The sequence below is a fragment of the Prevotella denticola genome (genome assembly GCF_900454835.1).
In the GTDB taxonomy this organism is placed as follows: domain Bacteria; phylum Bacteroidota; class Bacteroidia; order Bacteroidales; family Bacteroidaceae; genus Prevotella; species Prevotella denticola.
On the sequence record NZ_UGTM01000002.1, the window covers coordinates 639,689 to 659,589 of the forward strand.

The window sequence follows — 19,901 nt, forward strand, 5'->3', positions numbered from 1 at the left end:
CAAAGAGGAACAGAATTGGTCGGGAGGTAGCACGAGTATCTTCTGACCTTTTTCACTTTTCTTTAATTAAAGCATATTATTATGGCATACAATAAGAAAGCAGTCTTGGCGGCCAACACGGAAGCCATCCGTGTCGTGCTGCGCTTGGAGAAAGAACGCCGTGAAGCCACCGAAGCAGAGAAAGGCATATTGCGCGACTATCAGGGCTTCGGTGGCTTGAAATGCGTGCTTAACCGCACGGACAACCCCAACGACATTCGTTATTGGAGCAAGTCGGAGCAACACCTCTTCGAGCCTACCCAAAGGCTCAAGCAGATGATTTACCGTGATGCCGTCGATGCCAATACCGCCAAACGTTATTGGGAGAGCATCAAGGCAAGCGTGCTCACGTCCTTTTATACTGACACCCGTATCGTCAATGCCATTGCAGACGCACTCTCTTCAGTAGATGTTCCCATACGTCGATGCTTGGATCCGTCGGCAGGCATGGGAGCTTTTACTGAGACCTTTGCGAAAAAGGCCGGTATGGTCGATGCAATGGAGAAAGACCTGCTCACAGCCCGTATCTCACAAGCCATTCATCCTTATGGGCAAGGCAATATCATTGTCCGCCAAGTCCCTTTTGAAGCCATCGGGGAATTTGAGGATAAGGACAAGTACGACCTAATAACGAGTAACATTCCCTTTGGTGATTTCATGGTCTATGACCGTGAGTACAGCAAGGGCAAGGACATTCTCAAACGCGAATCCACACGAGCCATCCACAATTACTTCTTTGTAAAGGGGCTGGACTGCATTAAAGAAGGTGGGCTGATGGCATTCATCACCTCGCAGGGTGTGCTGGACAGCCCGAAGAACGAAGCCATCCGCCGTTATCTGATGCAGAACAGCCGGCTTATCTCCGCTCTCCGCCTGCCGTCGGGTATGTTCTCTGAGAATGCAGGAACGGAAGTCGGCAGCGACCTCATCGTCCTGCAAAAGCAGTCGGGCAAGACCATCGGCGAGGGCATCGAACAGCAGTTCGTAGCTTCTGTGTCTGTTCCCATAGCCGAAGGTTCCTCTGTCGTATTCAAGCACAACTCGCTCTTTGATGGTGAATGGAAGGACATAGCCCACCGCACCATTGCCACGGAACGCACGATGGGCAGGGACCCATACGGCAAACCTGCATGGGAGTATCGCTTCGATGGCAGCATTGATGATATGGCGGAGAGTATCAGAACACAACTCTCCTTGGAATTTGAGCAACGCTTTGACCGAAAGCTCTATGAAACTGGCATACCGATGACGGAAGAGGAACGACAGAAAGAAGTGGAGAAACAACTGCAGAAGTTGGGTATAACGGTTGATTTGCCCAACGAGGAGCCAAAAACGGACAAGGAGGCGGATAACGCCTATAATCTCATGCCCGACAGCATCAGGAAACAATTGCCCAAACTATACAGCACGGAGAAGGAACTCATTGGCGATAAAATAGCCTACGCACGCTATTTCTTCCCGATGGGGGCATATACGGCCTACCTCTTGGAGTACGACCCGAAGACCCGCATCGGTTTCGGTGCTGTCACGATGGGCTATGGTTGGGAACTGGGCAATATGTCGCTTGACGAAATGGAGGAAGTCAAGATACATGGGTTAGGCATTGAGCGAGACTTATATTTTAGCCCCAAGAAACTGCACGAGATTGCAGAACTGGAGGAGATTGTCCAAGGACAATACACCAAGGAGCCGATTATTGAGGAAATCAAGAAAAAAGCCGAGCCGACAGTTCTGGCTCAGCCAATGGAGGAGAAGCTCTCCACGGAAGAGGACAAGGAGGAAGTTCAAGTAGAAAAGGCTGGGGAGCAAGTCAGGGAAAAGGCTAATAGGCAAATCGTGCAGGCTATCGACCACATTTCCTATGAGCCTGCTCCTGAAGGCGTGCCTACATTGACTCTTCACCGTCAGTATGAGCAGGATGTGAAGGAAATCCGTACCGATGTGGAGTCTCCACGGGAGATGAACGGCCAGATGGTCTATTTCGACGATGACCATCATCCGGTGATGAACGGCATGGACGAGCGACAGGAAACGGAGCAGCCTTCACTGTTCGCTCCGGAGGAATACAATCTCTGGACGCAGGAAGTAACGCGCGTGAACAGCGAGATTAAAGAAGCTCCAAAATCGCAGGTGCAGACAGCTCAAAAGCAACCGGAAAACAAAGCAGGAAAGGAGAGCGAAAAACAACCTACAGTCACTCCAGGGCGTAAAACCAGAGGAAAGGGCAATAAGAAGATCATCTCCCCCTCATATCGTGAGCCATCTCTCTTTGACTTCATGAATGAAGCCGAAGAGCGAAAACCACAACCGATAGCGGAGGTGAAAAAGGAGTTTGATTCCTCACCCCGTCCCTTTCTCTCATCGCCCGATTCGCATTTGAGGGACGGCTCCATTGTCGTGCAGAAGGGGCAGGTCGGTTTTCTTTCTGATTTGAAGCGGCATCCCACCTTCAATCCGATGGACTTGCCTTATTCACAACTCTCACGGCTCAAGGCATATATCGACATCAGGGATAGTTATCACAGACTGTATGACTATGAAGCGAACAATCAAGCAGAGGACAAGGAAGAACGCGAGAAACTCAACCGACTTTATGACGGCTATGTCCTACGCTGGGGCTATTTTAACCAGAAGACGAATACCGACATCATCAAGATGGACGCCACGGGCATGGAGATACTGTTCTTGGAACGTTCCGAGAACGGTAAATATATCAAGGCGGACATCTTTGACCATCCCACGGCATTCGCCACCACCGAACTGACCGTCGCAGCTGACCCGATGGAAGCACTCGGTGCATCGCTCAACAAGTATGGCTCGGTGGAACTCGACTATATGAGTTCCCTGCTACCCGATATGGAAGAGAGCGACATCATTTCAGCTCTGGAGGGACGCATCTTCTACAATCCCGAAGAGGGCGGTTATGAGGTGGCGGACAAGTTCATTTCGGGTAACGTGATTGAAAAGGCGGAACGTATCGAGTCGTGGCTCTTGGACCATCCCGGACACGAGGAAGCCAAGCTAAGCCTTGCCGCCCTACGTGCAGCCACACCTACGCCCATTCCCTTTGCCGAACTTGACTTCAACCTCGGTGAGCGATGGATACCTGCCAAGGTCTATGGCAGGTTCGCCTCTGAGTTCTTCGGAACGGAGATAGGCGTGTCGTATCACTCCAATATGGATGAGTATTCCATTTCATGCGACCGCAAGAATGCCAACATCTGGCACAAGTATGCAGTACAAGGCGAGTTTCGTCGCTATGACGGCATCAATCTCCTGAAGCACGCCCTGCACAATACCATTCCCGACATCAACAAGAGTAAGGAGGTGGCGGATAAGGTTACGGGAGAAATTAAGACCGTCAAGGTACGTGACGGACACGCCATACAGATGGCAAATGCCAAGATTGAGGAAATCAGGCAGGGCTTTGTCGATTGGCTCGGACAGACACCCGATACGTTCAAGCAGCAACTCTCCGACCGTTACAACCGCCTTTTCAACTGTTTTGTGCGCCCCAACTTTGACGGTACGCATCAGACTTTTCCCGATCTTGACCTAAAAAGATTGGGTATTGCCGATCTGTACAAGAGTCAGAAAGATGCCGTATGGATGCTCAAAACCAACGGCGGAGGTATCTGCGACCACGAGGTGGGAGCAGGCAAGACTCTCATCATGTGTACGGCAGCCTACGAGATGAAGCGATTGGGACTGGCCAACAAGCCGATGATTATCGGTCTGAAGGCAAACGTATTCGACATTGCCGATACCTTTAGGAAAGCTTATCCTAATGCTAAGGTACTCTATCCAGGTAAGAACGATTTTAATAAGCAGAACCGCCAGCGCATCTTCAACGATATCAAGAACAACGACTGGGACTGCATCATCCTCACGCATGAGCAATTCGGCATGATACCGCAGGCCTTGGAGATACAGGAGGCTATCCTGCAGAAGGAGATGGACTCCGTGGAGGAAAACCTCGAAGTCCTGCGTATGCAGGGAGCGGAGATTTCCCGTGGAATGCTCAAAGGTTTGGAGAAACGCAAGCAGACGCTTGAAGCGAAGCTGCAGAACATACAGGACAGCATCGCCGAAAGAAAAGACGATACCGTGGACTTCAAGATGATGGGTATTGACCACCTCTTTGTCGATGAAAGCCACCAATTCAAGAACCTGATGTTCAACACCCGTCACGACCGTGTGTCGGGCTTGGGCAATCCCGACGGCTCACAGAGAGCCCTCAATATGCTCTTTGCCATACGCACCATACAGGAGCGGTCGGGCAAGGACTTAGGAGCGACTTTCCTTTCGGGAACGACCATTTCCAATAGCCTGACGGAGTTGTATCTTCTGTTCAAGTATCTCCGTCCGCAGGCATTAGAAAAACAGGGTATCAACAGTTTTGATGCTTGGGCAGCAGTCTTTGCCAAGAAATCAACTGACTATGAGTTCTCCATCACAAACGACATCATTCAGAAAGAGCGGTTCCGCACCTTTATCAAAGTGCCGGAGCTTGCCTCGTTCTATGCGGAGATTTGCGACTTTCGCACAGCCAAGGACATCGGTATCGACCGCCCCGAGAAGAACGAGATACTGCATAACATACCGCCCACGCCCGAGCAGGAGGTTTTTATCGGCAAGTTGATGGAGTTTGCCAAGAGTGGAGATGCCACAATCTTGGGACGAGCACCTCTGAGTGAGAGCGAGGGAAGGGCAAAAATGCTCATCGCAACGGATTACGCCCGCAAGATGAGCCTTGATTTACGCATGATTGATGAAAATGCTTACTCAGATCATATCGACAACAAGGCAAGTCACTGTGCCAAAATGCTCAATGACTATTACCAAAAGTACGATGCACAGAAAGGAACGCAGTTTGTTTTCTCAGACTTGGGTACTTACAAGCCTGGTGGAGACTTCAATATCTATTCGGAAATCAAGAGAAAGTTGGTAGAAGACTATCATATTCCATCTTATGAGATACGCTTCATTCAGGAGTGCAAGAACGAGAAAGCAAAGAAGGCAATGGTAGATGCGATGAACCGTGGTGATATTCGCATTATCTTCGGTTCTACGTCCATGTTGGGCACAGGTGTGAATGCCCAGCAGCGGGCAGTAGCGGTCCATCAACTTGACACGCCGTGGCGACCATCGGACTTAGAGCAGCGTAACGGGCGTGCCATCCGTAAAGGTAATCTTGTTGCCAAGGAGTTTGCCGACAACAAGGTCGATGTGATTATTTATGCCGTGGAACGCTCGTTGGACAGTTACAAGTTCAACCTGCTGCACAACAAGCAGCTTTTCATCAACCAGTTAAAGACGAACACTTTAGGGAGCCGTACCATTGACGAGGGATCGATGGACGAGGACAGCGGTATGAACTTTTCAGAATATGTAGCAGTACTTTCAGGCAATACCGACCTTTTGGAAAAAGCAAGATTGGATAAGAAGATTACCACCTTGGAATCAGAGCGCAAGAACTTTCTCCGTGAGCGTGATGCCGCAACGGGCAAGCTGGCAGAGATTGAGAGTTCCGTGTCTTTCCATACAGACAAAGTCAAGGAGGCACAGTCTGACTTGGCTCTCTTTGAGAAGCGTGTGGAGCGTGATGAGGAAGGTGTGCCTATCAATAAGCTGACTATCAAAGGTGTGGAAGACAGCACCGATATCAAGGCCATTGCTGCACGTCTGCAGGAAATAGACGAGAAAGCACGCACCAAGGGGGAATACAACAAAATCGGTGAGATTTATGGCTTTTCTATTATGGTTAAGACGGAGAGCACTTCCAAGGACTTGTTTGATTGCTCTGTAAATCGTTTCTTTGTGAAGGGGCAGGAGAGTATCTACTATACCTATAATAACGGTAAGCTGGCATCCGATCCGAAACTTGCTTGCCAGAACTTTATCAATGCCTTGGAGCGTATCCCGAAGGTAATAGAGTCGCACGAAAAGGAGATGGAAAAGGTCGCAGCCAATAAAGACGTTTACACCAACATTGCGGGCAGCTCTTGGAAAAAGGAAGAAGAGCTTCGCACGCTCAAAGGCGAGGCAGCCGAACTGGATAGGCGAATTGCACTTACCCTTGCTCCACCGGAGGAGGAAAAAGAGGATATAGGGCAAGAGGCACAGCATGGTGCCATACAGCAAAGTAAATCAGTAGATGATATATCAGAACCCCGTTCTTATAAGAATTCATTCTCAAAAAACACAGACAACATACCTTTGCCCACATCTCCCAAGAACAATAGTCAGCAGAATGTATCCGACAACAATGACATTACGAGCAAAGTTATTATCTCAAAACCAAAGTGGAAGATGTAGAATGTCTTATTGTATCGAAAAGCGCCAAGTACTTGAAATAAAGTGTTTGACGCTTTTGAGAAACCGTATCAGAGAATTTGACAGATTCATTGTATAATTTCTATTCTGACAACAGAGCTGTCGTCATCTACCAATGTTGGAGGTGTCTGCTCTTTATGGTGAAAACAATGGGGAATATCATGAACTTTGTAATAGCCATCACTACAAAGCAGCAGAGAATCACCCATGTTCAATGGCAAACGTTGAACCTGAATGGGGTTTCTAAAACCTCTTCCCGCAATGCAAGTTGTCAGATAAGTGTCTGCTCCTTGCATAATGGTATCATCGTTTGTTAGTTGAGTTACTTCTCCTTGTTTGTCTCGATAGTATAGGCGCACATCTCCCAAAGATGTGTAGAAGAGCATAGCATCACTGATATATACAAGAAGTAAAGCCGAACCCATCTTGGATTTCTTCTCCTTGCAAAAAGCAGCCAAACGCTCATCAGCATATTTGATGCTCCTGAGGATATGTTCCGTACAATCAATTATATCGGTTTTTACAAAATATTCTGAGATAGCTTCGCAAACAATTTTTGAAGCACTTTCCGGCAACGACAAACCACTCATCCCATCTGCAAGTAGAATGAGTGTTGCTCCATTAGGCAATTCTCGTTGGAGAATGTAATCTCCATTTTCTTTACCAGCCGGAATACTTAAGCTTTCAATCTGAATCTTCACCATGCAAAACTTTATCAAATACGGCAATCATTTTTTGAAATGCGAGGAGCAGTTTCTCATAAGAAAAAACACTGCTACTATCTATAACCTGTTGTATCAGCCTGCTATTTTCTCTTTTCTCTATCTCATTCCGCAGACATTGCTCATAGTGGAAAAGATGCTCTTTTGATAGAAATCCGACAATGTCATAAGCAAGCCAATAAGCTCCGACAACAATCTCATCAAAGTCTTCCCAATCATACACTTCTGCATGCAAGTTCCTATTCAAGTTAGCAATGAAATAGTTTTCCAGAATGAATGCCATATCTACGGCATCTTTATTCGTTTGGATATTCCTGTCTAACCAAGCATTGAACTTCAATACAAATAATCCATGCAACGATGCTATCTTGATGTCGAATTCATTGTCAATCGTTACGGTAATAGCACCACTCAGCACATCAGCAAACCCCTTAACGGACATAGCTATATCCTCCTCAGGAGGCCAGTATATGTATCCATCTTCTCTTTCTATATCTCCGTATGGTACTATGTCCATTTCGTAGTCGCCATCATAGAACCGTTGATACATCTGTCCGTCTTTTTGAAACCCTTGTGCTAATAATGCCCGCTTAATCTCTTCGAATGCATCCCAATCGGGAATGGCTATGGCGAGGTCTAAATCCCTCGTCTTTCTCCCTGAACTTATACCTACTAACTGCCGAATTAAAATATCTCGCGCAGTAGCCCCGATAACAAAGAAATCCTGCCCAATCTCAGCAAAACAATGACTGACTTTTCTTAGCAGTTCAACCAACAGGGGGTTGCCAATCTTCTTACTCGAAATCTGAAAGTTCATCTTTTAATAATTTATTTGCAGCTTCAATACAACGGCTGTCTCCGCTACTTACTAAATCGGCATATATCAAAATGCAGGGCATTACATCGCCTTTCCAAAACTTCTGATATACATAAATAACTCCTTCGGTAGTCCGTGTTGCGCCAGTCTTCATCAGATTGGAGAAAGATGTCTCTGTATAGAGTTCAAAAAGTTCCGGAGTAAGGTAACCATTCAATAAATTAGATGCACACTCTCCACCCCATAACATACCATTTGGCAATGCTATTTCTTCCCATTTTTCTTTTTGTTCCGGTGTCCGAAAATCCAGCTGCTTCAACAGCAACTTGGGCTTTAATATCTGATGATAGTTTTCCGACCATAAATCGAGCAAAAGACGACGTTTTTTCAGAACTCTTTTCTTCTGAGTTACGAGAATAAACTTACGGACTTCCAATTCATCAATCACATTTTTGACAGTACCTATCGAAACTCCACTATACTCCTTGATTTCCCGAAAAGATTTGCCCACATTCTCAGGAGCTTGCAAGAGATAAAAGATTACCTTCAGGCCTGCTTCTTGGAATATAGGATAGTTTTTGTTGTTATTCACAGGGGCTTTCTCCCCTGTGTGAGAAAGGTGGAATATCACTTTCCTGCCCTTCGTGTACTGTATATTGTAGTTACCTGCCGTGTCAGCAAAGTTAAGTTCCATTTTACGCAAAGTTCCATAGACAGATGGCTGTACATATCTTGCAACCAATATGACAGGTCCCTTGTAAGTCCCCATACAGCTCTTTGATTTTTCTTCAATGCGCAGGATATTTGTTCCATTTATCTCATTTTCAACAAGGCATCGGAACTCTATGCCCATAATTCTGACGTATTGTTCCATCGAAGGCGTTTCCGGCTGAAGCGCATCGATTATGACATCTTGAGAATCCTCCCACTGTCTCCTTATCGCACTAACCGCCTGATCTATAATCTGTATTCCGTACATATCTTGTTCAATATTTATAGTCGTTCAATAGGATTGAACACTGCAAAGATAGTGAACAAAAATCAAACTGCAAATTTTTTCGTTCATTATTTAATGCTTGTTCAATTTTGTTGAACAAGCATTAAATAATGAACGGGTGCCTACCAGTTCCCTTGTTTCCGTAGCATTTCATCTATCTCTTTCCGAAGGAAAAGTAATCTGCCATTGGCTTTAAGATAAGGAATTTTTCCAGCCCAAACCCAGTTGTAAATGGTCTTTTGTTCCACCTTCAAAATTTTGGAGACATCTATGATATCCAAGTATTCGGGTTTCAATGGAGGGTGAATGGTCGTATCTACTTCTTGTTCCCGTAGGACAAGCAGACGGTCGAGCTTGTCTTCCATATTCTTCAGTTTATCAAACAGGCGTTTCTGCCATGTATCTTCTGGCTGTTGATCTAAGTATGGCATAATTCTCCTTTTTGATAATTCCCACTTGTATCTTGTATCAAAATACGCTGCTCTTTCATATAGGCAATATATTTCTTTGCGGTCCTGTCCTTGATTTCCATCTCTCGCATCAGAACCTCACAAAGTTCTTGGTAAGTGAGCTTGAAAGAATTTCGGAAGGCTTCTTTGACAACGCCAATAAGCTCATCAGTCTTGCGCTTTTCCTTGTCCTCCTTGGACTTCTCACCACGATAGACGTGCATGTCTTCTTCCTTGTCCCAGCCGAAAAGCATCATCGGTACGTCCAACGGACTTCCGTCACGCACTTTCAACGCCTTTACGACCGAGTATTCGGGATTGTCGTCTTTCTCTATGGAAAGGATACCCGCCGCCTTACGTTGAAGCTCCGAGCCGATATGTCCCCGAAGTTTGATGCCGTTCGGCACGAAGTGCAATACGCAGATAATACAAGTATTGTATATCCCTGCCAAGCGGTAAAGTTCGTCAACAATGGCTATACTTTCCGTTTCATCGTTCGCAGAACGTATCAGATCAGCAATACCATCAATGACAACGAGGTGTATTCCACCATGCTTGTGATGGAACAAGTCCATACTTTCACGGATAAGTTTCAAGCGGTCCTTACGAGAGAGTGAGGCAAGGTAGAGTGAATGGTAAAACTTCGGTACTGCCGTCAATGAAGCCCGGCGCAATGTCTTGCCCAGATTCTTGTGCAGTTGAGCCTCGGACTGTTCTGTGTCATAATGTAGGACTGCCAAGTCTTTGGGATTGGCGGTAATCTCCAATCCCAAGGTTTTCTCTATCGGCAGCCGTTTATTCCCCAAAGCTCCGGCAAGGATGGCTCCTACATAGTTGCTCTTGCCCGTACCCTCACCTCCGGTAATGCAGAACAGATTGTCCTGCGTTCCCAAAGGGACACCATTCACAGCCACCACAGTCTTGGAAATATCCGGTGGATTGTCGTAGTCAATCTCACAGGAGCGAAGCATCATCATGGTTTGGCTATATAGGTCTGTAAACATCTTGGCAAGCAGTTCTTTCAGTTCCTTCGCCCCGTTGCCTAAGGCAAAGAAATCAGAAATGTCCTTTTCCGTCTTGGTTCCACTAAGTGGGAGTGTAAGATTCAATACCTTGTATTCTGCCAAATGTTCAGCTTGTCTATGCGCTTCCCGTACACCCGTCTCATCTGCATCATACAAGAGAATGATATGCCGAAAGCGAAGTTGAAGGCTCTCTATGATGCTTTCCGGTATTTGTGCCGTTTCACTGTTGAAGCAGATTGCATTGAACCCGTGCGCATACAACGAGAGCACATCTTTTTCCCCACCTGTAATGAAGAGCATATCTCCTTTGGTGGGAATCTGCTCCATGCCGAAACAATAGGTCATAGGCATCCGCCCGCCATAGAGAAAGCGGATTTTCGGACTGTGAGGGCGATATATCTTGACATAGCCATTTCCAATATAGGCGAATATCGGTTCTGTCGGCGAACTGTGAAGCTCAAACTTCTTACCTTCGGCTGATACGCTATCATACCGTTTAAGACTCCGTACACGAAAAAGCCGAAGTGTATCTTCATGGATACCATAATGCGCCCAATAGTTCATCAGTCCATCGTCAAAAGGCTGTATCTCAAAACTGTATGGACGTTCTTCCGTACACTTGGTTATATCAGCCTTAGGAGTGGGAACGATAGTTCTTTTATATGATAACGTGATATGGTTGCTATGCTTTTCACCATCACATAAAGAATACAATCCAAGTTCTTGTACAATAGTTTCCAAGACTTCGGGAAAACTTGTTTTCAGGTTCAAGTTACGGAGGGTTGCCACAAACCAGAAGCAATCCCCTGAATAGGTGGTATCGCCATGATCATAGAATTTGTAAGAAGAAGTTTTCCTGTCGTAGTAGATATGGCAGGAAGCCCGTCTGTCGTCATAGAAGGGGCTTCGGAAGTTGCGATGAAGGTTTACCTCAAAGCCGAGGAAATGGGAAAACACATTCAGACCTCCCTGTGTAAGCAAAAGAATCTGTTCCTTTTCTATCATAGTTGTCGGTTTTTAGGATTAAGACATGAACTTATGATGAGATTGTCCTTAAAACGGTTGAGCCGACCAAGAACCTCGTCGTTTCTCATGCCTGAGACACGGAGTCGGTTACATTTCGTGGCTATCACGATAGACTTGAAGAAGTAGCGTACATCGCCACCCTCCGTGTAGCGATACCGTACCAACTGTTTCTTGCGCCAGCGATAAAGGGTGGACTCTGAAACATTCAGAGTCCCGATAAGATCTTTGGTTGTCATCTCCAGCTCGTCATCTATATCTTGGATAAGATGAGAAGTGCGCTCAACATACCGCTCTATTCGGTTGAGCCTGTCTATCAGTTCCTGATAGGCTTGGCTTTCTACTGCGATTATTTCCATCAGCCTTTATAATTTGGTTTGTAAAATAATGTGTTGCGGCCCAAGCTCCTTTACAAGATCTATAATTCTGTCGTAGGATTCCTTGTCAAACACTTCGATACTCATCTGAGCGAGTGGAAGCGGTCTTGCCTGTTGTCTTTGTGCAATAGATGCAAGCAGGTCGAGTTCATCCCATCCCAATACCTTGGCATAACTGTAAGTTTGTGAGGTGGTCATCGACACAGCTCCAGTTTCCCATCGTGAAATGGTACTTGAGCTAACATTCAGTTTTCCAGCGACATACTCTTGTGAGTAACCTTCAAGCTCTCGCTTTTCCTTTAGGGTTTTGTGCAACTGTTTCATATGTATAAAGTTACAAAGACACCTAAATTTGAGCAACCCGCTACATTCAAATGTTTACACCCCATGCAAGGTGGCTTGCATTAGGTGCAGATGAATATGATGAGCGATGTCGGCATGGGATGATTTAATTGGTTTGTTTTCTATAATTCATAAACGGAAATACATTGTAAGAACAATCATTCCAGAACAAAATCAAATAATTTTGAGAAAATCCCTCCAGTGCAAGGTGCAAGTCCCCTTATATATAGGGGCTTGCACCTTGCACTGGAAAGTGTAGCAGTAAAATTTCTAAATATTTATGGCACAAAGATTTGGAGGTTAGTACAATTTTATATACCTTTGTACTCAAGAAAAGAGAGCAGTTGTGCTTTCATAAGGTAGTCAGAATGGTAGTCATTAGGCGGTCAAAATACTGCTACAAAAATGCTACACTACTGATTTGTCAAAATTGATAGGACATTTAATTACAACGAGTTAGCAGAGTTTGGTTCACAAACCCCTCTCTCCGCAGTTTCCTTTCCCTTTACCGTTTGTTTGGCTATGAGCCTGTCCATATCCTCAGAAATTTTCTTGTCCGTCACCTGTGCGTAAATCTGTGTGCTTGATATAGAAGCGTGTCCCATCATCTTGGCTATGCTCTCGATAGGTATTCCTGCACTAAGGCTCATCGTTCCGAAGGTGTGGCGAGCCATGTGAAACGACAACCGTTCCTTTATGCCGCAAGCCTTGCCTACAATACACAGGTTCTTGCCCATTACACTGCGATTGCAATCACGGGGGAATACAAGGCTGTCGCCTTTTTCTTTTATTGCTTGATGCGCTTTGTTCCCTTCTTGTTCATTCCTACAATAGTTGATAATGGCTTCCGCTATCGGATGCAGCGGCACAATGAACTCCCCCTTTGTCTTTTGGCGTTCTTTTCGGATATACTTCCTTCCGTCCGCTGCCGTTTGGATATGCTTATATAGCAAGTGTTCCATATCAGCGATTGCCAGTCCCGTAAGACAGGAAAAGACGAACATCAGCCTTGCCAATTCCGCCTCGCTGTCATTCATTTTCATTGTCGCAAGTTTAGCGACTTCACTCTTTTGCAGGAAGCGTATCTTCTTTTCTTCTTTTTCATACTTGGCATGCTCAAAAGGATTGTAGCGGATAATCCTTTGACTAACTGCACGGAACATCAACCTGCTCAGCCAGCAGAGATAGTTGTTGATAGTCGTTCCCTTCAATCCACGCTTTTTGAGAAAGAAGCGGTATTCCTCAAACAAGTCCTCCGTGATTGCCCCAATAGGTATATCCTGCACTCCTTTATCTTCCACAAACTCACGGAGATTTCTCTCAGAATGGGACAGGTTCAGATAAGTTCCCGCAGCTCTTGACCTTCCAACGCTTTCCTTGATTGCTCGCAGTTCCGCCTTGCTCATGGCAAGGAGAGTTGTCGGATTCTCTGATATGCCTTGCAGGTGATTCTTGATAAGTTCTGCACTTACCACTCCGTCTCTTGTCAGTATATCCCGATAGGTCTTTTCCACAAATTTCCTGTACTCATGGAGTCTTTGATTGATTTTCCTGTCTGTCGTCAAGCCCTGTTTGGCATTCCACTCGGAGGGCTTACACTCTTCGCCTGTGCTAATGGCTGCGCTTTTCCCGTCTATGGTGATACGGCAGAGAATGCCTGTCTTTCCGTCCGCCTTTGTTTTCTGTCTGTTAATATAGAACAGTATCTTGAATGTACTTCTCATTGTCTTGATATTTTGATTGAATGAATAAGGAATAAAGTAATTTGATAAGGCTTATATAGCCAACTGCATATCATCGGTGAAAGAACGGAAACGGTCAAATTCCTCAAAGAGTTTCTGTGGTGTTACCTTTGCGTAGCGTTCGGTCATGCTTATGTTGGAATGTCCCAGCATCTTGCTCACCGTCTCAATAGGCACGCCCTGTTCAAGCGTGATGAGCGTTGCGAAAGTATGCCTTGCCGTGTGCGTGGTAAAGGGAAACGAGATGCCAGCACGAAGCCGCAGGGCTTTCAGACAGGTCTGATAGTTCTTGTACTTGATATAGGGGAGCAATGTTTCCCTTTCACCGCTGTGGAGCTTCTCCATCAGCCTTATGGCTTCGGGTAATAGCTTGATACGGCAAAGTACACCGGTCTTCTGACGATTGAACTTCAGCCATAGGTTTCCATCATCATCACGGACAAGATGGGATTTCTTCAGTTCCATCAAGTCGCAATAGGCTGCACCTGTATAACAGGCGAAGAGAAAGATGTCTCTTGCCGTTTCCATTTCCTCCTCCAAATCATCAAAGCGGAGAGCCTTTAACTTGTCCAATGCTTCCCTGTCCAATGCTTTGGGCAGTTTGTTGTCGCCTTTGCTGATTTTGGCTTTGTCAAATAGTAGTACATCTGCCAATCCCTCACGGTATGCCAATCTGCATACCGTCTTTAAATGCGTGGCTACATTATAGAACGTGCTTTCCTGAAAACCGCACTCACCTAAGAAATACTGCCGGAACTCATTGATAAAATTCTCTGTGAGTTGCGAGAATGCCAAGTCCGAGACCTTGTACTTCCATTGAATAAATTTCTGTAAATGTATGCGGGCGGAGTGGTAGCCGTGTATGGCTCCTTCCTTGATGTCTATACCTACATGGCTTTCTTTTTCCTTGATGAGCATATCCAACCTCTCGATGAGCATGCACCGTGTCTGCACGCTGCCCTGAAACTGCTCTTTTATATCGGTTGCGTCAAATGGGCAGCCTTTGGAGAGCAAGGACTGATAAGCAGACTGAACGGACAACAACAGATTCTCCAACCTGCCGTTTATCTCCACTGCCTCACGGCTCTTTCCGTCCATTCGGCTCTCACGTGGGTTCCATAGGTCGGGATCGCAGGATAACTTGCAACTGAACTGTGCGATGGAATGCCCGACGGTGATGCGTCCCATAATCGGAGCTCTGCCCGACTTGTCAAGACCGCTCTTTTTAAGGTAGAGCAACACCTTCATTTTCTCTGTTTTCATACGCTTTAATATTTGTGGGCAAAGTTACCCGAATTAAAGCGTTCCTCACTTATGCAGAATACTGCCGACCGAAGCAACAGCCACACGAGCGAAAATAATTCAGTTACCCGTATCTTCTTCATTGTTACCTAAGTCATAATCGGGTAACGCTTTGGTAACTGAACTTCTGCCTAAATCTGCATAGTACTGCCTTTTACGAACGATGCAGTTTTACGCAAATTATTCCATTTCCTCCTCATTATCAGTTAGTTTACACCAACTTCGACCTTTCTTCATTTTCCTTGATTAGTTGCATTCCAAAAGGGCCTTGATTGCAGTGCAAGTAAGCGTTAGTTGGAGTGCTGTCAGGCGTTAGTTGGAACGCAAGTAGTGCTTGTTGGCCATATAGGCACTTGTTTTCTTCCGTTTGCCGTTTGCTGTGGCGGAAGGAAACAGGTGCCTTTTCTGTTGGAAAAGTAAAATGTTTTCCATCTTGCTGAGATTTGTCCTTTCTGTGATTGTACCGGATGTGCTTAAGTGAAAAAACGGCAAAACGGATCGCCTGAAAGGGGGAAACTTTCAGGACCTGTCTTAGAGAAGTATTTGCCGCGGTCCATGCGGGATTCTTCACTTATAAAATATCAGAACATACCTAAATAATGTTTTTTTCGTTCTGGGCGTTTTGCGGTATGGAAATTTATTCGTATCTTTACACCTTGAAAATACATAAAAACGGCCCAGAAGGGAAATAAAGCCTGTTACAGGCGGTTTCATCCTGTTTTGAATGAGCCTGTTTTGACATCAGAAAATCAATAACAGTAAAAATAAATAATGGACGAAAATCAGACAATTGATCAGGACAGAATCATGAAGATCAACATCGAGGAGGAGATGAAAAGCTCCTACATCGACTATTCTATGTCGGTGATTGTGGCGCGTGCCCTCCCTGATGTCCGTGACGGTTTCAAGCCTGTTCACCGCCGCATTCTCTTCGGTATGCGCGGTATCGGAAACTTCAGCAACCAGCCTTACAAGAAGTGCGCCCGCGTCGTCGGCGAGGTGCTCGGTAAGTATCATCCACACGGAGACTCTTCTGTCTACGGTGCGCTGGTACGTATGGGACAGGACTGGAATATGCGCTACAAACTGGTTGACGGGCAGGGTAACTTCGGTTCCGTCGACGGCGACTCTGCCGCTGCAATGCGTTACACGGAGTGCCGTCTCTCCAAAATGGGCGAGCACATCATGGACGACATTGAGAAAGACACGGTGGACATGGTCAACAACTTCGATGACACACTGCGTGAGCCGGCCGTGATGCCGACGAAGATTCCCAATCTGCTTGTAAACGGCGGCAACGGTATTGCCGTGGGCATGGCGACAAACATCCCTACACACAATCTCGGTGAAGTTATCGACGGCTGCTGTGCCTACATAGACAATCCGGAGATTACGACCGACGGTCTGATGGAGTTCATTCCTGCTCCCGACTTCCCTACAGGGGCATACATATACGGTCTGCAGGGAGTCAAGGATGCCTATGAGACAGGACGCGGACGTGTCGTAATGCGTGCCAAGGCAGAGATTGAAAGCGATGAAAATCACGACAAAATCGTAGTTACAGAGATTCCTTACGGTGTAAACAAACAGCAGCTCATTGAGTATATTGCCGATTTGGTGAAGGAAGGCAAGCTCGAAGGCATATCAAACGTCAACGACGAGACCGGGCGGCAGGGAATGCGTATCGTAGTTGATGTAAAGCGTGACGCAAATGCAAATGTCATTCTGAATAAACTCTTCAAGATGACAGCCCTGCAAAGCTCATTCTCAGTGAATTGCATTGCATTGGTAGGGGGACGCCCACGTCTGTTGAGCCTTCGTGAGTGTATCAAGTACTTCGTAGAACACCGGCATGATGTCACCATCCGCCGCACAAGGTTCGACCTCAAGAAGGCACAGGAGCGTGCGCACATTCTGGAAGCACTGATAAAGGCCTGCGACAACATCGACGAGGTGGTTCATCTTATCCGTGCCAGCAAGACACCTTCCGAAGCACAGAAGAACCTTGAGAAGCGTTTCGGTTTTGACGAACTGCAGTCAAAGGCAATTGTCGATATGCGTCTGTCTCAACTGACAGGCCTGCGTCTCGACCAGCTACACCAGGAATTTGACGAGCTGATGCAGACCATCAAGGATCTGCAGGAAATCCTCGACAATCCGGAGCGTTGCAGGGAAGTGATGAAGGCAGAACTGCAGGAGGTGAAGGAGAAGTACGGCGATGAACGTCGTACGGAGATCATTCCCGACGAACACGAGTTCAATGCAGAAGATTTCTATCCTAACGACCCTGTCGTCATTACCATCAGCCACCTCGGTTATATCAAGCGTACGCCGCTTGCCGATTTCAAGGAGCAGGCACGTGGCGGCGTTGGCTCGAAAGGGGCACGGACACGGGAAAAGGACTTCACCGAATATATCTATCCGGCGACGATGCACCAGACGATGCTTTTCTTCACGCGCAAGGGCCGCTGCTACTGGATGAAGTGCTACGACATTCCCGAGGGCGACAAGAACGCAAAGGGACGTGCCATCCAGAATATGCTCTCGCTGGAGGCGGGCGATGCCGTAAACGCTTTCCTTCGCATCCGCGGGCTTGACGACGATGCGTTCCTTGACTCCCACTTCGTGGTGTTTGCCACCAAGCAGGGCATTGTGAAGAAGACCTCCCTCCGTGCCTACTCACGGCCACGTACCAACGGTGTGATAGCTATCAATATCAACGAGGGCGACGAGGTAGTAGACGTTCGCCTGACAAACGGAAAGAACGAGCTGATCATGGCCGACCGCAACGGCCGTGCATGCCGCTTCGACGAGTCGAACATCCGCACCATGGGACGTGTTTCGACCGGTGTGCGTGGTATGCGTCTGGACGAGGACGGTCAGGATGAGGTCGTCGGCATGATTGTTGTCAATGATCCTGTCAATGAGACGGTCATGGTCGTGTCCGAGGAAGGTTATGGCAAGCGCTCACAAGTTGAAGACTACCGATTGACCAACCGTGGCGGAAAGGGTGTCAAGACGCTGAACATCACGGAAAAGACGGGTAAGCTCGTCGCCATCAAGAACGTTACCGATGCCAACGACCTGATGATTATCAACAAGAGCGGCATCGTCATCCGAATGTCGGTTGCCGAGTGTCGTGTCATGGGACGTGCGACACAGGGTGTCCGCCTGATCAATCTCGCCAAGAAGAATGATGTCATAGCGTCTGTCTGCAAGGTGATGAGCTCTGAAATGGAGACACAGGTTGAGGAAGAAAGCCGTGAGCAGTGGTCGAAGACCAGTGAAGAAATCAAGAGCGACACTGTTGCTCCGGGAGAGACGGAAGACACAACGCCTGCCGGCTTCGAATAAAGCAGGGAGCAAGAATAGATCATAAACCTTTTAAAAAGATAACCAATATGAAAAAGTTAATGTTTGCAGCATTGATGCTACTAAGTACATCGGCTGCTTTCGCTGGTGACAGCGAACCTCTGAAGGCAATCCTGAAGGCACAGACCTATGCTGAAGCGGCTGACCTCCTGAAGGCGAACCTTGCACAGATTACGGACAATGCCGAGAAAGCAAAGGCCTACGACAAGCTCTACGAACTTGCCATGAAGAAGGTAAGTGCAGAGCAGGGCGTACAGCTCGAGAACCAGACCAACAAGCAGATGGGCAAGGAAGGGAACAAGCCCGTCGACGAGAAGGGACTCTATGAGGCTGTCGGTCAGGCTTTCGATGCCGCAGCAGAGGTTGTCAAGTATGACAATATGCCTAATGCCAAAGGCAAGGTGAAGCCGAGGTATGCCGGCCTGGCCGACCAGCTCTATCCGCTCCGTGGGCAGCTCATCAACGGCGGTATCTTCTATCAGGGCATCAAGGACGATGCCAATGCCTACAAGTACCTTGCCCGCTATGTTGACTCTGCTGACGACCCGATGTTTGCCAAGTTCGACAAGTCCAAGGACGAGAATCTGAATGAGATCGCCTATTTCGCTACTTATTATGCTTATCAGAACAAGGATTACCAGAAGGCGGAGAAGTATGTTTCCTATGCGATGAAGAGCAAGGACCGTGCAAAGGACGCCCAGCAGCTTCAGCTGGCGATTCTCGGTGCACAGCTCAAGACACGTCAGGATTCTGTCAGCTACGCAGAAAAACTCGCAGGCATCTATGCACAGGATCCGGACAATGACGCTGTCCTGACAACGCTGACGGCGACCTACAGCGCACTCGGCATGCAGAACAAGGCTGAGGAAATCGTCAACGCTGCATTGGCGAAGAACCCCAACAGCTATGGCGCACTGGTAATGCTCGGTCAGTTTGCAAGTCAGAAGAAGGAATACGAGAAGGCTGCCGACTACCTTTCAAAGGCATTGGCTCTTGCAAAGGACGACAATGCAAGGATTGCCATCAATGCGTCAATCGGACAGTGCTGGTTCTACAAGGCACAGGAACGTGTGGCAGCTGTCAAGGGAGTTCTTTCTCCGGCGGCACGCGCACAGTTCAACGAGGTGTACAACAAGGCTGTTTCTTACCTCGAAACGGCTAAGAAGCTGGACGTGCTGAAGGAGCAGAAGTCTTCCTGGGCTTACCCGCTCTATGGCTGTTATTACTTTGTAAAGGGCCCTCAGGCTCCTGAAACACTGGCAGCGGCAGCTGATGCCGGTGTACAGCAGTAACATCTTCTATCTGTCATCCCCTCTTGCATAATGCTGCTGTCAGAGATTATGCGAGAGGGGGTATTG

Annotated in this window: 12 protein-coding genes; 3 read left to right on the forward strand and 9 right to left on the reverse strand. The window is 47.1% G+C overall.

What is annotated here, in order from left to right:
* The first annotated feature begins 81 nt into the window (after positions 1-81).
* A complete protein-coding gene (locus DYH27_RS10745) occupies positions 82-6,357 on the forward strand; it encodes a helicase-related protein (RefSeq protein WP_029216611.1) in 6,276 nt (2,091 codons plus the stop codon).
* Positions 6,358-6,443: 86 nt separating this feature from the next.
* On the opposite strand, the gene DYH27_RS10750 is transcribed toward DYH27_RS10745, so the two are convergent.
* From DYH27_RS10750 to DYH27_RS10790, 9 genes are all read right to left on the reverse strand, one after another.
* Positions 6,444-7,079, reverse strand: coding sequence for a PP2C family protein-serine/threonine phosphatase (locus tag DYH27_RS10750; RefSeq protein ID WP_081457123.1), 636 nt, complete (start codon positions 7,077-7,079; stop codon positions 6,444-6,446).
* The gene (locus DYH27_RS10755; RefSeq protein WP_004378811.1) at positions 7,060-7,914 is read right to left on the reverse strand and encodes a nucleotidyl transferase AbiEii/AbiGii toxin family protein; all 855 of its coding nucleotides are present in this window, start codon (positions 7,912-7,914) and stop codon (positions 7,060-7,062) included. The genes DYH27_RS10750 and DYH27_RS10755 overlap by 20 nt, the downstream gene beginning before the upstream one ends.
* On the reverse strand, positions 7,892-8,893 hold the full coding sequence (locus DYH27_RS10760) for a type IV toxin-antitoxin system AbiEi family antitoxin (protein ID WP_004378812.1): 1,002 nt from the start codon (positions 8,891-8,893) through the stop codon (positions 7,892-7,894). Before DYH27_RS10760 ends, DYH27_RS10755 begins: the two co-directional genes overlap by 23 nt.
* A 140-nt stretch (positions 8,894-9,033) precedes the next feature.
* Positions 9,034-9,342, reverse strand: coding sequence for a helix-turn-helix domain-containing protein (locus tag DYH27_RS10765; RefSeq protein WP_004365230.1), 309 nt, complete (start codon positions 9,340-9,342; stop codon positions 9,034-9,036).
* A complete protein-coding gene (locus DYH27_RS10770; RefSeq protein WP_029216612.1) occupies positions 9,330-11,390 on the reverse strand; it encodes a bifunctional DNA primase/helicase in 2,061 nt (686 codons plus the stop codon). Before DYH27_RS10770 ends, DYH27_RS10765 begins: the two co-directional genes overlap by 13 nt.
* Positions 11,387-11,767, reverse strand: coding sequence for a hypothetical protein (locus DYH27_RS10775; protein ID WP_004365228.1), 381 nt, complete (start codon positions 11,765-11,767; stop codon positions 11,387-11,389). Before DYH27_RS10775 ends, DYH27_RS10770 begins: the two co-directional genes overlap by 4 nt.
* A 6-nt stretch (positions 11,768-11,773) precedes the next feature.
* A complete protein-coding gene (locus DYH27_RS10780; protein WP_004365227.1) occupies positions 11,774-12,109 on the reverse strand; it encodes a helix-turn-helix domain-containing protein in 336 nt (111 codons plus the stop codon).
* A 464-nt stretch (positions 12,110-12,573) separates the two neighbouring features.
* A complete protein-coding gene (locus DYH27_RS10785) occupies positions 12,574-13,851 on the reverse strand; it encodes a site-specific integrase (RefSeq protein ID WP_029755018.1) in 1,278 nt (425 codons plus the stop codon).
* A gap of 51 nt (positions 13,852-13,902) precedes the next feature.
* Positions 13,903-15,132 (reverse strand): site-specific integrase, encoded by a 1,230-nt coding sequence (locus tag DYH27_RS10790; RefSeq protein ID WP_004381960.1) that lies wholly within the window; start codon positions 15,130-15,132, stop codon positions 13,903-13,905.
* Between the two features lie 810 nt (positions 15,133-15,942).
* Between DYH27_RS10790 and gyrA the strand changes: the two genes are divergently transcribed.
* Together gyrA and DYH27_RS10800 are read left to right on the forward strand one after the other, a co-directional pair.
* Positions 15,943-18,525 carry a DNA gyrase subunit A gene (gene gyrA / locus DYH27_RS10795; RefSeq protein WP_004354305.1) on the forward strand — a complete coding sequence of 861 codons (2,583 nt, stop codon included), beginning with the start codon at positions 15,943-15,945 and terminating at the stop codon, positions 18,523-18,525.
* Positions 18,526-18,572: 47 nt separating this feature from the next.
* Entirely contained in the window at positions 18,573-19,835 is a 1,263-nt protein-coding gene (locus DYH27_RS10800; protein ID WP_004354355.1) for a tetratricopeptide repeat protein, read from the forward strand.
* Positions 19,836-19,901 lie beyond the last annotated feature (66 nt).

Excerpts from the sequence above, each read along its gene's own strand:
- DYH27_RS10745 (WP_029216611.1), top strand. The coding sequence starts at position 82 with ATGGCATACAATAAGAAAGCAGTCTTGGCGGCCAACACGGAAGCCATC.
- DYH27_RS10750 (WP_081457123.1), bottom strand. The coding sequence starts at position 7,079 with ATGGTGAAGATTCAGATTGAAAGCTTAAGTATTCCGGCTGGTAAAGAA.
- DYH27_RS10755 (WP_004378811.1), bottom strand. The coding sequence starts at position 7,914 with ATGAACTTTCAGATTTCGAGTAAGAAGATTGGCAACCCCCTGTTGGTT.
- DYH27_RS10760 (WP_004378812.1), bottom strand. The coding sequence starts at position 8,893 with ATGTACGGAATACAGATTATAGATCAGGCGGTTAGTGCGATAAGGAGA.
- DYH27_RS10765 (WP_004365230.1), bottom strand. The coding sequence starts at position 9,342 with ATGCCATACTTAGATCAACAGCCAGAAGATACATGGCAGAAACGCCTG.
- DYH27_RS10770 (WP_029216612.1), bottom strand. The coding sequence starts at position 11,390 with ATGATAGAAAAGGAACAGATTCTTTTGCTTACACAGGGAGGTCTGAAT.
- DYH27_RS10775 (WP_004365228.1), bottom strand. The coding sequence starts at position 11,767 with ATGGAAATAATCGCAGTAGAAAGCCAAGCCTATCAGGAACTGATAGAC.
- DYH27_RS10780 (WP_004365227.1), bottom strand. The coding sequence starts at position 12,109 with ATGAAACAGTTGCACAAAACCCTAAAGGAAAAGCGAGAGCTTGAAGGT.
- DYH27_RS10785 (WP_029755018.1), bottom strand. The coding sequence starts at position 13,851 with ATGAGAAGTACATTCAAGATACTGTTCTATATTAACAGACAGAAAACA.
- DYH27_RS10790 (WP_004381960.1), bottom strand. The coding sequence starts at position 15,132 with ATGAAAACAGAGAAAATGAAGGTGTTGCTCTACCTTAAAAAGAGCGGT.
- gyrA (WP_004354305.1), top strand. The coding sequence starts at position 15,943 with ATGGACGAAAATCAGACAATTGATCAGGACAGAATCATGAAGATCAAC.
- DYH27_RS10800 (WP_004354355.1), top strand. The coding sequence starts at position 18,573 with ATGAAAAAGTTAATGTTTGCAGCATTGATGCTACTAAGTACATCGGCT.